Source organism: Streptomyces nodosus, from assembly GCF_008704995.1.
In the GTDB taxonomy this organism is placed as follows: Bacteria; Actinomycetota; Actinomycetes; order Streptomycetales; family Streptomycetaceae; genus Streptomyces; species Streptomyces nodosus.
Genome location: NZ_CP023747.1, coordinates 2,355,465 through 2,368,601, shown reverse-complemented (window position 1 = coordinate 2,368,601; position 13,137 = coordinate 2,355,465). Strand labels below are relative to the sequence as shown.

Sequence of the window (13,137 nt, the reverse complement as noted above, 5' to 3'; positions counted from 1 at the left end):
CATATTATTTAGGCTGCTCGCATGCGGCTGTTGCGTTCCACCGACCTGGCGCTGCGCGTCCTGATGCGCCTCGCCGTCATCAGCGAGGCCAGCCCCACGACCCGTCAGGTCGCGGAGTCCATGGATGTGCCCTACACCCATGCTGCCAAGGTCGTCGCCGAACTCCAGCACATGGGGCTGCTCCTGGCGCGGCGCGGCCGGGGCGGCGGGCTGGCGCTCACCGAGGCCGGGCGTACGGCGTCGGTCGGGGTGGTGGTGCGTGCCTTCGAGGGGGACGGCGAGGTCGTCGAGTGCGAGGGCGAGACGCCCTGCCCCCTGCGCGCCGGGTGCCGGCTGCGGGGCGCACTGCGCAGGGCCCAGGAGGCGTTCTACGCCTCACTGGACCCGGTGACGATAGCGGACATGGTCGCGGCGCCGACGGGGCCGCTGCTGCTGGACATCTCCCGGGCGCCGGCGCCTTCCTGACCCGTGCGGGGCCGTGGCCCCGCCGGAGGCCCGGCCGGTCTCGCGCCCGGCCGGGAGCCTCTCAGGCCTGGGCCAGCCAGAGGTCCGGGCCGAACACCTCGTAGTGGATGTCGGCGGGCGCCACGCCCTTGTCGATGAGCTGGGCGCGCACCTCCCGCATGAAGGGCAGCGGCCCGCACAGATAGGCGCGCGTGCCCGGGGCGACCGTCACCGAGGAGAGGTCGCACAGCCCGCTGTGCGCCGAATCGGGGGCCTGCTCCTCGTACCAGAAGTGCACGGTGGCGTCCGGCAGCTTGTGCGCGAAGGCCTCGTGGTCGGCGCGCAGGGCGTGGGCGGCGGGGGAGCGGTCCGCGTGCACGACCGTGACCGGGGCGGGGTGGCCGGTGCGGGCGAGCTGCTCCAGCATGGCGATCACCGGGGTCACCCCGATGCCGGCGGAGGCGAGCAGCAGCGGGGCGTCGGTGGCCTCCAGGACGAGGTCCCCGTAGGGGGCGGAGAGCTCCAGGGTGTCGCCCTCGCGCAGCTGTGCGTGCAGATGGTTGGAGACCTCCCCGTCGGGGGCGGCGCCCTCGCCCCGCACCCGCTTGACGCTGATCTGCCGGATGGGCGAGCCGGGTGCGGAGGAGAAGCTGTACTGGCGCAGCTGCCTGGCGCCGTCCGGGAGTTCGACGCGGACCGAGACGTACTGTCCGGGCCGGAAGTCCGGGACCGGGGCGTCGTCGGCCGGGCGGATCCGGAAGGTGACGACCTCCGGGGTCTCCTCGAAGCGCTCGACGACCCGCCACGTCCGCCAGCCGGTCTGCCCGCTCTCCGTGTACAGCCGCTTCTCCAGCGCGATCAGCGTGTTCGCCATCAGCCAGTAGACCTCGTCCCAGGCGGCGGCGACCTCGGGGGTGACCGCGTCGCCGAGCACCTCGACGATGGCCGCGAACAGGTACTTGTGGACGATCGGATACTGCTCGGGAGTCACGCTCAGTGAGGCGTGTTTGTGGGCGATACGGCTGAGCATCGTGTCGGGCCGCTCGTCCGGGTGCTCCACGAGGTGGGTGGCGAAGGCGGCGATGGAGCCCGCCAGAGCCTGCCGCTGGGTGCCGGCCGCCTGATTGCCGCGGTTGAAGAGGTCCCGCAGCAGTTCGGGGTGGGCGGTGAACATCCCGTTGTAGAAGCGCTCCGTGATCTCACCGAGCGAGGCTCCGACAGCGGGAAGAGTGGCGCGCACGGTGGCGGCGGTCTGTTCGGACAGCATGCGGGACTCCTCTGACGGGTGAGGGTGGGTGAACCCATCGGTCGTCGTCACGCTAATAAAACTTGCATCTGAAATGCAAATTAAAGCCGCCGGGAGGGTGAGGCGGGGTCGGCCGTTACACCGGCGCCGGCGAGCAGGCAAGATGGGCGACAGAGCAGGACACCTGCGGTGAGCCGGGCGCCGGACCCGGGCCGGCCGGTCGGCCGAGGTCCGCAACGTGCGCGAAACAGTGCCGTGGTGCCATGTTCAGATGCCCTATCGCCTCCCGAGGAACCGGAGACAGGCGACCTGACCAGCAAGGATGGGGAAGCGGAAGATGGACAAGCAGCAGGAGTTCGTGCTCCGGACCTTGGAGGAGCGCGACATCCGGTTCGTACGCCTGTGGTTCACGGACGTGCTGGGTTTCCTCAAGTCCGTGGCCGTGGCGCCCGCCGAACTGGAGCAGGCCTTCGACGAGGGCATCGGCTTCGACGGCTCCGCCATCGAGGGCTTCGCCCGTGTCTATGAGTCCGACATGATCGCCAAGCCGGACCCCTCGACCTTCCAGGTCCTGCCGTGGCGCGCGGAGGCGCCCGGCACCGCCCGGATGTTCTGCGACATCCTGATGCCGGACGGCTCCCCCTCCTTCGCGGACCCGCGCTATGTGCTCAAGCGCGCCCTGGCCCGCGCCTCCGACCTGGGCTTCACCTTCTACACCCACCCGGAGATCGAGTTCTTCCTGCTGAAGGACCGGCCGCTGGACGGCAGCCGCCCGACCCCGGCCGACAACTCCGGCTACTTCGACCACACCCCGCAGAACGTCGGCATGGACTTCCGCCGTCAGGCGATCACGATGCTGGAGTCGATGGGCATCTCGGTGGAGTTCTCCCACCACGAGGGCGCCCCCGGCCAGCAAGAGATCGACCTGCGCTACGCGGACGCGCTGTCCACCGCCGACAACATCATGACCTTCCGCCTGATCATGAAGGTGGTGGCGCTGGAGCAGGGGGTGCAGGCGACCTTCATGCCGAAGCCGTTCTCGGAGCACCCGGGCTCCGGCATGCACACCCATCTGTCCCTCTTCGAGGGCGACCGCAACGCGTTCTACGAGTCCGGCGCGGAGTACCAGCTCTCCAAGGTCGGCCGCTCCTTCATCGCGGGCCTGCTGCGGCACGCGGCGGAGATCTCGGCGGTCACCAACCAGTGGGTGAACTCCTACAAGCGCATCTGGGGCGGCTCCGAGCGCACCGCGGGCGCGGGCGGCGAGGCCCCGTCGTACATCTGCTGGGGCCACAACAACCGCTCGGCCCTGGTCCGCGTCCCGATGTACAAGCCGGGCAAGACGGGCTCCGCCCGCGTCGAGGTCCGCTCGCTCGACGCGGGCGCCAACCCCTATCTGGCCTACGCGGTCCTGCTCGCGGCCGGTCTGAAGGGCATCGAGGAGGGCTATGAGCTGCCGCCGGGCGCCGAGGACGACGTCTGGGCCCTGACGGACGCCGAGCGCCGCGCGATGGGCATCGAACCCCTGCCGCAGAACCTCGGCGAGGCGCTCACCCTGATGGACCGCAGCGACCTGGTCGCCGAGACCCTCGGCGAACACGTCTTCGACTTCTTCCTGCGCAACAAGCGCGCCGAGTGGCACGAGTACCGCTCGGAGGTCACGGCCTTCGAACTGAAGAAGAACCTGCCGGTGTTGTAGGTCCCATCGGGGCCGCCCCGACTGCCGTCGGTGGTCGTCCGTCGTGGCGGAGGCCGAAGTGGTACACATCCTGTACCGTGCCGGGTATGGGTTTGAAGCGCACCAATGTCTACGCCGAGGACAGCGACCTGACTCTGATCAAGGAGGCCGCCGCCAGACTGGGCGTGTCGGAGGCGGAGATAATCCGCGAGGGCATCCACCGCATCGCGCTGGCGCACCGTGTCTGGGACGAGCCGTTCGTGTCCGACGAGGAGACCTTCGACCTCGGCGGTCCGGTGGAGAAGGACGAGATCCGGAGGGCGGCGACCGAGGCGCACGAACAGCGTGAGCGCCGGAACCGGGGGCACGCGGCGTGATCGCGGTCGCCGACACGTCCGGCATCCTCACCCTCTTCAACCGCTCGGATCCCGACCACCACGCCGCCAGGAAGGCGGCGGACCAGTGTGGTTTCCTCGTCGCCACCCCGCTCGCTCTCACCGAGGTGCACCAGGTGGCGACCGTCCGCGCCGGACGGGCGGCGGCCGACGGGATCCTCCGCTCGCTCGTCGCGCGCGTCCGGCAGATGCGACTGGTCCTGGCGCCACCGACGCCGGACCTCCTCGACGTCGCGCTGACCGTGCGCGACCGGTACGGGACGCTGGACCTGGATCTCGTCGAGGCGGTGAACGTCGCCCTCGCCGCCGAGTACGACACGGACGCGGTCCTCACCAGGGACCGCAGGGACTTTCGCGCCATGCGCCCGGTGGGCGGCAGATACCCCTGCTTCCGGATCCTCCCCGACGATCTCTGACCGGCCGAGTGGCCCGGCCCCCGGGGCGCTCGGCCGGGCCCCGGGGGCCTTGGGACGGTTAGGCTCTGGCCAGGATGTGGTGTGAGTCGGCGGGAGGCCGGGATGTCGGTGCCGGGGCGCAGGAGCAGTACCTTCACTCGGCTGCTGCGGCACGGTTTCACCCACCCCTCCGACGCCGAGCTGCTGCTGGAGAGCGACGAGCTGGCGCCGATAAAGGCCGACCCCATCCTGCTCGACGCCCTGGGCGCCACCGCCGACCCCGATCTGGCGCTGCACGGTCTGGTCCAGCTGCTGGAGGCGCAGTCCGCCCCCACCGCCCGGCGTGAGCTGCTCGACACCCTGATCGCGGCCAAGCCGCTGCGGGACCGGCTGCTCGGGGTCCTCGGTGCCTCCGCCGCGCTCGGCGACCACCTCGCCCGCCACCCCGGCGACTGGCATGTGCTGCTCACTTTCGAGCCGCAGGACCTCCACCCCGAGGTGGCGGACTTCGAACAGCGGCTCGCCGAGGCCGACGACCCGGTCTCCCTGCGCATCGCCTACCGCCGCTGTCTGCTGTCCATCGCCGCACGGGACGTGTGCGGCACCATCGACCTCGCCCAGACCGCCGCCGAACTGGCCGATCTCGCCACCGCCACCCTGCGCGCCGCCCTGGCCGTCGCCCGCACCGAGAACCCCGAGGACGCCGCCGCCTGCCGGCTCGCGGTGATCGCGATGGGCAAGTGCGGCGGCCATGAACTGAACTACGTCTCCGACGTGGACGTCGTCTTCGTCGGCGAGGCAGCGAACGGAGTGGAGGAGCCCAAGGCCCTCCAGGCCGCGACCCGGCTCGCCTCGCACATGATGCGGATCTGCTCCGAGACCACCGTCGAGGGCAGCATCTGGCCCGTCGACGCCAATCTGCGCCCCGAGGGTCGCAACGGCCCACTGGTGCGCACACTCGGCAGCCATCTCGCCTACTACCAGCGCTGGGCCAAGACCTGGGAGTTCCAGGCCCTGCTCAAGGCGCGCCCGGTGGCCGGGGACATCGGACTCGGCGAGGAGTACGTCGCCACCCTCTCCCCCCTCGTCTGGGGGGCCGCCGAGCGGGAGAACTTCGTCGCCGACGTCCAGCAGATGCGCCGAAAGGTCGTCGCCACCATCCCCCTGGGGGAGGTCGAGCGCGAGCTGAAACTCGGTCCCGGTGGCCTCAGGGACGTCGAATTCGCCGTACAGCTCCTTCAGTTGGTGCACGGCCGGGCCGACACCACCCTGCGCAGCGGCACCACCCTGGACGCACTGAAGGCCCTCGCGGCCGGCGGCTACATCGGGCGCGCCGACGCCGTGCAACTGGACGCCGCCTACCGTTTCCTGCGCTCCATGGAGCACCGCATCCAGCTGTACCGGCTGCGCCGCACCCACCTCGTGCCCGAGCAGGAGACGGATCTGCGGCGCCTCGGCCGCTCCCTCGGCCTGCGCACCGACCCGGTCGGGGAGCTGCGCCGCGAATGGAAGCGGCACAGCAGCGTCGTCCGCCGGCTGCACGAAAAGCTCTTCTACCGCCCGCTGCTGGACGCCGTCGCCCAACTGGCGCCCGGCGAGGCCCGGTTGAGCCCTGACGCGGCCCGGGAACGCCTGGTCGCGCTGGGCTACGCGGACCCGGCGGCCGCCCTGCGGCATCTGGAGGCGCTGGCGTCCGGCGTCACCCGCAAGGCGGCCATCCAGCGCACCCTGCTGCCCGTGCTGCTGGGCTGGTTCGCCGACTCCGCCGACCCGGACGCCGGTCTGCTCACCTTCCGCAAGGTGTCCGACGCGCTCGGCAAGACCCCCTGGTATCTGCGGCTGCTGAGGGACGAGGGCGCCGCCGCCGAGAACCTCGCCCGGGTGCTGTCCGCCGGACGGCTCGCCCCCGATCTGCTGATGCGGGCCCCCGAGGCGGTGGCCCTGCTCGGCGACGGGGACGGCGGTGGGCTCGAACCCCGCCCCCGCGCCCAGCTGGACCAGGAGATGCTCGCCTCGGTCGCCCGCGCCGACACCGCCGAGCAGGCGGTCACCTTCGCACGCGGGGTGCGGCGCCGCGAGCTGTTCCGTACGTCCGCCGCCGACATCGTCGGCTCCTACGGCACCGAGGAGGTGCCGGCCCCCGCCGACCAGGGTGCACTGATCGACCTGGTCGGCGGCGCGGTCTCGGACCTCACGGCGGCGACCCTCGGCGGCACGCTGCGCGCCGTGGTCCGGGCCGGCTGGGGCGACACCCTGCCCACCCGGTTCGCGATCATCGGCATGGGCCGGTTCGGCGGACACGAACTGGGCTACGGCTCCGACGCGGACGTCCTGTTCGTGCACGAGCCCCGCGAGGGCGTGGGCGACCGGGAGGCGGCCGACGCCGCGAACCGGGTGGTCGCCGAGATGCGGCGGCTGCTCCAGATCCCCAGCACCGACCCGCCGCTGCTGATCGACGCCGATCTGCGGCCCGAGGGCAAGTCGGGACCGCTGGTGCGCTCCCTCACCTCGTACGCCGCCTACTACCGGCGCTGGTCGCTGGTCTGGGAGTCGCAGGCGCTGCTGCGGGCCGAGCCGGTCGCCGGGGACGAGGACCTGGGCCGCCGCTTCATCGAGCTGGTCGACCCGCTGCGCTACCCGGCGCACGGACTGGACGACGACGCCGTGCGCGAGATCCGGCGGTTGAAGGCCCGTATGGAGTCGGAGCGACTCCCCAGGGGTGCCGACCGCACCCTCCACACCAAGCTGGGCCGCGGTGGCCTGTCGGACGTGGAGTGGACGGTCCAGCTGCTGCAACTGCGGCACGGCTCGGAGCTGCCGGGTCTGCGCACCACCCGCACCCGCGCGGCGCTCGCCGCCGCCCGCGCCGCGGGGCTCGTCCCGGACGAGGAGGCGGCCGTCCTGGACGAGGCCTGGGTGCTCGCCTCCCGGGTGCGCAACGCGGTGATGCTGGTGCGGGGGCGGGCGGGGGACACCTTCCCCTCCACCAGCCGCGAACTGGCCGCGGTGGGACGCTATCTGGGGTACGGGCTCGGTCATGTGGGCGACATGCTCGACGACTACCGGCGCGTCACCCGCCGGGCCAGGACCGTGGTGGAGGAGCTCTTCTACGGCGCGTAGCCGCCGGTCGCGACGGCGATCCGGGTCCGTCCGGGCCCGGTCCCGCGGTTGCGGAAGGGCACGGTGCCGTACCACAGGGAGGCCACCGCGAAGCCGACGGCGAGGCACATCGCCCCGCCCACCGCGTCCAGCCAGAAGTGGTTGGCGGTGGCGACGATCACCGTCAGCGTCGTCGCCGGGTACACCAGGCCCAGCACCCGCACCCACGGCACCGTCGACAGCGCGAAGACCGTCAGGCCGCACCACAGGGACCAGCCGATGTGCATCGAGGGCATCGCCGCGTACTGGTTCGACATGTCCTTGAGATCGCCGGACGCCATCGAGCCCCAGGTGTGGTGCACCACCACGGTGTCCACGAAGTGCCCGCCGTCCATCAGACGCGGCGGGGCGAGCGGGAAGAAGTAGTAGCCCAGCAGCGCCACCGCCGTGGTGGCGAACAGGGCGAGCCGGGTCGCCGAGTAGCGGCCGGGATGGCGCCGGTACAGCCAGACCAGCACGCCCAGCGTCACCACGAAGTGCAGGGTGGCGTAGTAGTAGTTCATCCCCACGATCAGCCATGTCAGCGAGTTCGCGGCGTGGTTGACCGAGTTCTCCGCGGCGATCCCCAGCTGGTGCTCCAGGCGCCACAGCCAGTCCGCGTTGGCCATGGCCTGGGACTTCTGCTCCGGCACGGCGTTGCGGATCAGCGAGTAGGTCCAGTAACTCACCGCGATCAGCAGGATCTCCAGCCAGAAGCGCGGGCGCCGGGGTGCCCGGATCCGGCGCAGCAGGCCCTGCCCCGCGCGGTGCCCGGTCTCCTCCGTGACGGTGTCGACGGCCTGCCCCCGGCCGTTCACCTCTGTCACGGTCTCGTCACCCATAGGTACAGAGTCTGCCAGACGATCGTTCCCCCGCCGGTCATCCTCCGGAAGGGTTGCGGTCGTATGTTCTCCGCCCGGCGGACCCCTGGAGGTGCGGGCGACTCCTGCTCAGGGACGAGGGCGGTCCCCGGGGGCCGAGGCGGTCGAACCCCGCACCACCAGCTCAGGCATGAACACGAACTCGCTGTGCGGCGCGGGTGTCCCGCCGATCTCCTCCAGCAGCGTCCGCACCGCGGCCTGGCCCATCGCCGGGACCGGCTTGCGGACCGTGGTCAGCGGCGGGTCCGTGAAGGCGATCAGCGGTGAGTCGTCGAAACCCACCACCGAGACGTCCGTGGGCACTTCGAGGCCGCGCCGGCGCGCCTCGCGTATCGCACCGAGCGCCATCATGTCGCTCGCGCACACCACCGCCGTGCAGCCCCGGTCGATCAGCGCGGCCGCCGCCGCCTGACCGCCCTCCAGGGTGTAGAGCGAGTGCTGGACCAGCCGGGACCCGACGTCCTCGGCGGACAGGCCGAGCTGCTCCTGCATCGCACGGACGAAACCCTCGATCTTCCGCTGCACCGGAACGAACCGCTGCGGCCCGAGGGCCAGCCCGATCCGGGTGTGCCCCAGCGACACCAGATGGGTGACGGCCAGGGTCATCGCCGCGCGGTCGTCGGGGGAGATGAACGGGGCCTGCACCTTGGACGAGAAGCCGTCCACCAGCACGAACGGCACGCCCTGGGCGCGCAGCTGCTCATAGCGCTGCATATCGGCGGTGGTGTCCGCGTGCAGCCCGGAGACATAGATGATGCCCGCGACCCCGCGGTCCACCAGCATCTCCGTCAGCTCGTCCTCGGTGGAGCCGCCCGGGGTCTGGGTCGCCAGCACCGGGGTGTAGCCCTGGCGGGTCAGCGCCTGGCCGATGACCTGCGCCAGAGCCGGGAAGATCGGGTTCTCCAGCTCGGGGGTGATCAGCCCCACCAGGCCCTCGCTGCGCCGCCGCAGCCGCACCGGACGCTCGTAGCCGAGCACATCGAGGGCGGCCAGCACGGACTGACGGGTGGTCGGGGCGACGCCCGGCTTCCCGTTCAGGACGCGGCTGACGGTCGCCTCGCTGACGCCCGCCTGGGCTGCGATATCGGCAAGGCGTGTGGTCACGGGAGGGGACTGTACCGGCCGTATGTCCGCTTGCCCACCAAAGGGACGCCGGGGCCGGGCGGTTGAACGGCCCGATGCGGGTTGCTGCGTCATCGCGCTCCCTCGTGTCTTTCGGCTCGGCGTCCGGTCCGCAACGGGATCGGTCCCGTGGCGGCGATGCGTGGCAAGGCCTTGCAAAGTCTTGCACAAGTGTCCGACTAGCCGTCGTGCGGGCTCAAGGGCAAGGCGACGGGGGCTCACGGTGGCGTCACGGACAGATAACCATTGTCGGTTCTTTCACTTTTTTTCTGCAAGGCCTTTCGCGTCGCTTGCATCGCTGTTACGTTCACGTCGCCCGGCGGCCCTCCCGGCTCCCGACGTCGTTCGCGAGCGGGGGGACCCCATCGGCGCAGTCGGCAAGTCGGCAGAGGAACGGCGGGCGGGGACCGCTCCTCGGCCCCACGGGCCTTTCACCCTCAAGGAGAACTCATGCGGCGTGGCATAGTGGCCACCGCACTGGTGGCGTCCGTCGCCCTCGCGGCGACGGCCTGCGGCGGAAGTGACAGCGGTAGCGGCAAGTCCGACGGCCCGGTCACCATCACCTGGTGGGACACCTCCAACGCCACCAACGAGGCGCCGGTCTACCAGGCACTGATCAAGGACTTCGAGAAGGCCAACTCGAAGATCAAGGTCAAGTACGTCAACGTCCCGTTCGACCAGGCGCAGAACAAGTTCGACACCGCCGCCGGCGCCACGGGCGCCCCCGATGTGCTGCGCTCCGAGGTCGGCTGGACCCCCGCCTTCGCCAAGAAGGGCTACTTCCTGCCGCTGGACGGCACCGAGGCCCTCGCCGACCAGGCCAAGTTCCAGCCCAGCCTGATCCAGCAGGCCCAGTACGACGGCAAGACCTACGGCGTGCCGCTGGTCACCGACACCCTGGCGCTGGTCTACAACAAGGCCCTCTTCGCCAAGGCCGGGATCACCGAGGCGCCGAAGACCTGGGACGAGCTGAAGTCCGACGCCGCCAAGATCAAGGCCAAGACCGGGGTCGACGGCTACTGGGGCTCCACCCAGGCCTACTACGCGCAGTCCTATCTGTACGGCGAGGGCACCGACACGGTCGACGCCGGCGCCAAGAAGATCACCGTGAACTCCGCGGCCGCCAAGAAGGGCTACGGCACCTGGCTGAGCCTGTTCTCCGGCAAGGGCCTGCACCAGGCCGACACCACCGCCGACGCCTACGCCCACATCCAGGACGCGTTCATCAACGGCAAGGTCGCCGCGATCATCCAGGGCCCGTGGGAGATCACCAACTTCTACGGGGGCTCGGCCTTCTCGGACAAGGCCAACCTCGGCATCGCCACCGTCCCGGCCGGCTCCAGCGGCAAGGCGGGCGCCCCGACCGGCGGCCACAACCTCTCCGTGTACGCGGGCTCCGACAAGGCCCACCAGGAAGCGGCGCTGACCTTCGTCAACTTCATGACCTCGGCGAAGTCCCAGGAGACCATCGCCCTGAAGAACTCCACGCTGCCCACGCGTGACGACGCCTACAGCGCCCAGGTCAAGGCCGACCCCGGCATCGCCGGCTACCAGGGCGTGCTCGCCGCCGCCCAGCCGCGCCCGGCGCTGCCCGAGTACAGCTCCCTGTGGGGCCCGCTCGACACCGAGCTGCCCAAGGTCGCCGCCGGCAAGGAGTCCCTGGACAAGGGCCTGAGCAACGCGGAGACGGCGATCGCCAAGCTGGTCCCCGACTTCAGCAAGTGAGCCCGGGTGGCCGTCGCATCCTGTCCCCGGTGACGGGGAAGGATCCGACGGCCACCGTCCGTGCCCAGGTCCTCCACCGATCTTCTGATCCTCCAGAAAGTGCCGAACCATGACAGTCGTCATCGACCGCGCGACCGGCAAGCGCCACGGTGACCGCGCGCCGCGACCCGGCCCGGTCGGGCGTCTGAGGAACGCCTACCAGAAGTACTGGTACGCGTACGCCATGATCGCCCCGGTGGTGGTCGTGCTCGGCGTGCTCGTCGGCTATCCGCTGCTGCGGGGCTTCTATGTCACGCTGACCGACGCCAACAGCCTCAACTCGGCGCGGACGATCGGCGTCAACCACATCGACGCCACCTACAAGTTCATCGGCCTCGACAACTACCAGGACATCCTGTTCGGGCCGACGTCCTACGACCGCTTCTGGTCGCACTTCCTGTGGACCGTCTTCTGGACGGCCGCCTGCGTCGTCCTGCACTACTCCATCGGGCTCGGCCTCGCGCTGATGCTCAACCAGAGGCTGCGCGGCCGCACCTTCTACCGGCTGCTGCTGGTCCTGCCCTGGGCCGTGCCCACCTTTGTCACCGTCTTCTCCTGGCGGATCATGCTCGCCGACTCCGGGCTGATCAACCAGGTTCTCGGCTCGCTCCATCTGCCCCAGCCGCAATGGCTGGAGGACACCTTCTGGCAGCGCTTCGCCGCGATCATGGTCAACACCTGGTGCGGTGTGCCGTTCATGATGCTCTCGCTGCTCGGCGGACTGCAGTCCATCGACTCCACCCTCTACGAGGCCGCGGAGATGGACGGTGCCAACGCCTGGCAGCGGTTCCGCCATGTCACCCTGCCCGGCCTGCGGTCGGTCAGCTCCACCGTGGTGCTGCTCGGCGTCATCTGGACCTTCAACCAGTTCGCCATCATCTTCCTGCTGTTCGGCACCACCAGCGCCCCCGACGCGCAGATCCTGGTGACCTGGGCCTACCGCCTGGGCTTCGGACAGCAGCCGCGCGACTACGCCCAGTCCGCCGCCTACGGCGTGCTGCTGCTGTCGATCCTGACCGTCTTCACCTCCTTCTACTTCCGTTGGCTGAAGCGCAATGACCAGCTCGCCGTCTGACGCCGCAGGAGCCGTCCCCATGAGCACCACGACCCTCGACACCCCCGCCCCGAGCGCACCGGCGGACGCCGCCGGGACACCACGTCGCCGGGGACGCGGTCGTGACGAGCGCGGCCCGCTCGGCTCCGTCCTGCTGCACGGCGGCCTGGTCGTGGCCGGGCTGATCGCGCTGGCCCCGGTCGCCTGGCTGGTGTTCCTGTCGCTCGGCCCGGACAAGAACGACTATCTGCATCCCGGGAACATCGCCGGCCGGATGACGTTCAGCAACTACACCTTCGTGCTGGAGCACACCGGCTTCTTCGACTGGCTCCGGTCCACGCTGATCGTCTCCCTGGGCACCACGGTGATCGGGGTCCTGGTCGCCGCCAGCACCGGCTACGCCGTCTCCCGGATGCGCTTCCCCGGCCACCGGCAGCTGATGTGGCTGCTGCTGCTCACCCAGGCCTTCCCGATCGCCGTACTGATCGTGCCGATGTACGAGATCTTCAGCCGGCTCGGCCTGATCGACAGCTACCTCGGCCTGATCCTGATCTACTGCTCCACGGCCGTGCCCTACAGCGCCTGGCTGCTCAAGGGCTACTTCGACACGATCCCCTTCGAGATCGACGAGGCGGGCCGGGTCGACGGGCTGAGCCCCTTCGGCACCTTCGTCCGGCTGATCCTCCCGCTGGCCCGACCGGGCCTGGCGGTGGCCGCCTTCTACAACTTCATCACGGCCTTCGGAGAGGTCGCGTTCGCCTCCACCTTCATGCTGGACGACTCCAAGTACACCTTCGCCGTCGGTCTGCAGAGTTTCGTCAGCGAGCACGACGCGCAGTGGAACTACATGGCTGCCACGGCGGTGTTGATCGCGATACCCGTATCCGTCTTCTTCTACCTTGTCCAGAAGAACCTGGTGACCGGTCTCACCGCGGGCGGCACAAAGGGCTGACCCCCTGCCGAGAGCTCCCGCGCGCCTGTCCGCGCGGGTGGCGGCCGCGGTGCCCTCCCGCTCGCCGA

At 70.4% G+C, this 13,137-nt stretch carries 11 protein-coding genes; 8 read left to right on the top strand and 3 right to left on the bottom strand.

Annotated elements, in window-relative coordinates; all coding sequences use genetic code 11:
* Nucleotides 1–21: 21 nt before the first annotated feature.
* On the top strand, nucleotides 22–465 hold the full coding sequence (locus CP978_RS10760; protein WP_043439820.1) for an RrF2 family transcriptional regulator: 444 nt from the start codon (nucleotides 22–24) through the stop codon (nucleotides 463–465).
* A 61-nt stretch (nucleotides 466–526) separates the two neighbouring features.
* Here CP978_RS10760 and CP978_RS10755 read toward each other — a convergent pair whose 3' ends face one another.
* A complete protein-coding gene (locus CP978_RS10755; protein ID WP_043439818.1) occupies nucleotides 527–1,711 on the bottom strand; it encodes a globin domain-containing protein in 1,185 nt (394 codons plus the stop codon).
* 316 nt (nucleotides 1,712–2,027) lie between these two features.
* On the opposite strand from CP978_RS10755, the gene glnA reads away from it, so the two are divergent.
* The 4 genes from glnA (at nucleotide 2,028) to CP978_RS10735 (ending at nucleotide 7,278) form a co-directional block, all read left to right on the top strand.
* Nucleotides 2,028–3,389: a type I glutamate--ammonia ligase gene (gene glnA / locus CP978_RS10750; RefSeq protein ID WP_043448389.1), complete on the top strand. Its 1,362-nt coding sequence runs from the start codon at nucleotides 2,028–2,030 to the stop codon at nucleotides 3,387–3,389.
* A gap of 86 nt (nucleotides 3,390–3,475) precedes the next feature.
* Nucleotides 3,476–3,745: a hypothetical protein gene (locus tag CP978_RS10745; RefSeq protein ID WP_043439816.1), complete on the top strand. Its 270-nt coding sequence runs from the start codon at nucleotides 3,476–3,478 to the stop codon at nucleotides 3,743–3,745.
* Nucleotides 3,742–4,179: a PIN domain-containing protein gene (locus CP978_RS10740; RefSeq protein WP_043439815.1), complete on the top strand. Its 438-nt coding sequence runs from the start codon at nucleotides 3,742–3,744 to the stop codon at nucleotides 4,177–4,179. Before CP978_RS10745 ends, CP978_RS10740 begins: the two co-directional genes overlap by 4 nt.
* A gap of 102 nt (nucleotides 4,180–4,281) precedes the next feature.
* Nucleotides 4,282–7,278 (top strand): bifunctional [glutamine synthetase] adenylyltransferase/[glutamine synthetase]-adenylyl-L-tyrosine phosphorylase, encoded by a 2,997-nt coding sequence (locus CP978_RS10735; RefSeq protein WP_043439813.1) that lies wholly within the window; start codon nucleotides 4,282–4,284, stop codon nucleotides 7,276–7,278.
* Here the strand turns inward: CP978_RS10735 and CP978_RS10730 are convergent.
* Both CP978_RS10730 and CP978_RS10725 read right to left on the bottom strand, forming a co-directional pair.
* On the bottom strand, nucleotides 7,266–8,138 hold the full coding sequence (locus tag CP978_RS10730; RefSeq protein WP_043439810.1) for a phosphatase PAP2 family protein: 873 nt from the start codon (nucleotides 8,136–8,138) through the stop codon (nucleotides 7,266–7,268). The two genes, CP978_RS10735 and CP978_RS10730, sit on opposite strands and share 13 nt — an antisense overlap.
* A gap of 108 nt (nucleotides 8,139–8,246) precedes the next feature.
* Entirely contained in the window at nucleotides 8,247–9,281 is a 1,035-nt protein-coding gene (locus CP978_RS10725) for a LacI family DNA-binding transcriptional regulator (protein WP_043439807.1), read from the bottom strand.
* A gap of 468 nt (nucleotides 9,282–9,749) precedes the next feature.
* Between CP978_RS10725 and CP978_RS10720 the strand changes: the two genes are divergently transcribed.
* From CP978_RS10720 to CP978_RS10710, 3 genes are all read left to right on the top strand, one after another.
* Nucleotides 9,750–11,024, top strand: coding sequence for an extracellular solute-binding protein (locus CP978_RS10720; protein WP_043439805.1), 1,275 nt, complete (start codon nucleotides 9,750–9,752; stop codon nucleotides 11,022–11,024).
* A 109-nt stretch (nucleotides 11,025–11,133) separates the two neighbouring features.
* The gene (locus CP978_RS10715; protein ID WP_043439802.1) at nucleotides 11,134–12,138 is read left to right on the top strand and encodes a carbohydrate ABC transporter permease; all 1,005 of its coding nucleotides are present in this window, start codon (nucleotides 11,134–11,136) and stop codon (nucleotides 12,136–12,138) included.
* Nucleotides 12,139–12,157: 19 nt separating this feature from the next.
* Nucleotides 12,158–13,069 (top strand): sugar ABC transporter permease, encoded by a 912-nt coding sequence (locus tag CP978_RS10710; RefSeq protein WP_043439799.1) that lies wholly within the window; start codon nucleotides 12,158–12,160, stop codon nucleotides 13,067–13,069.
* Nucleotides 13,070–13,137 lie beyond the last annotated feature (68 nt).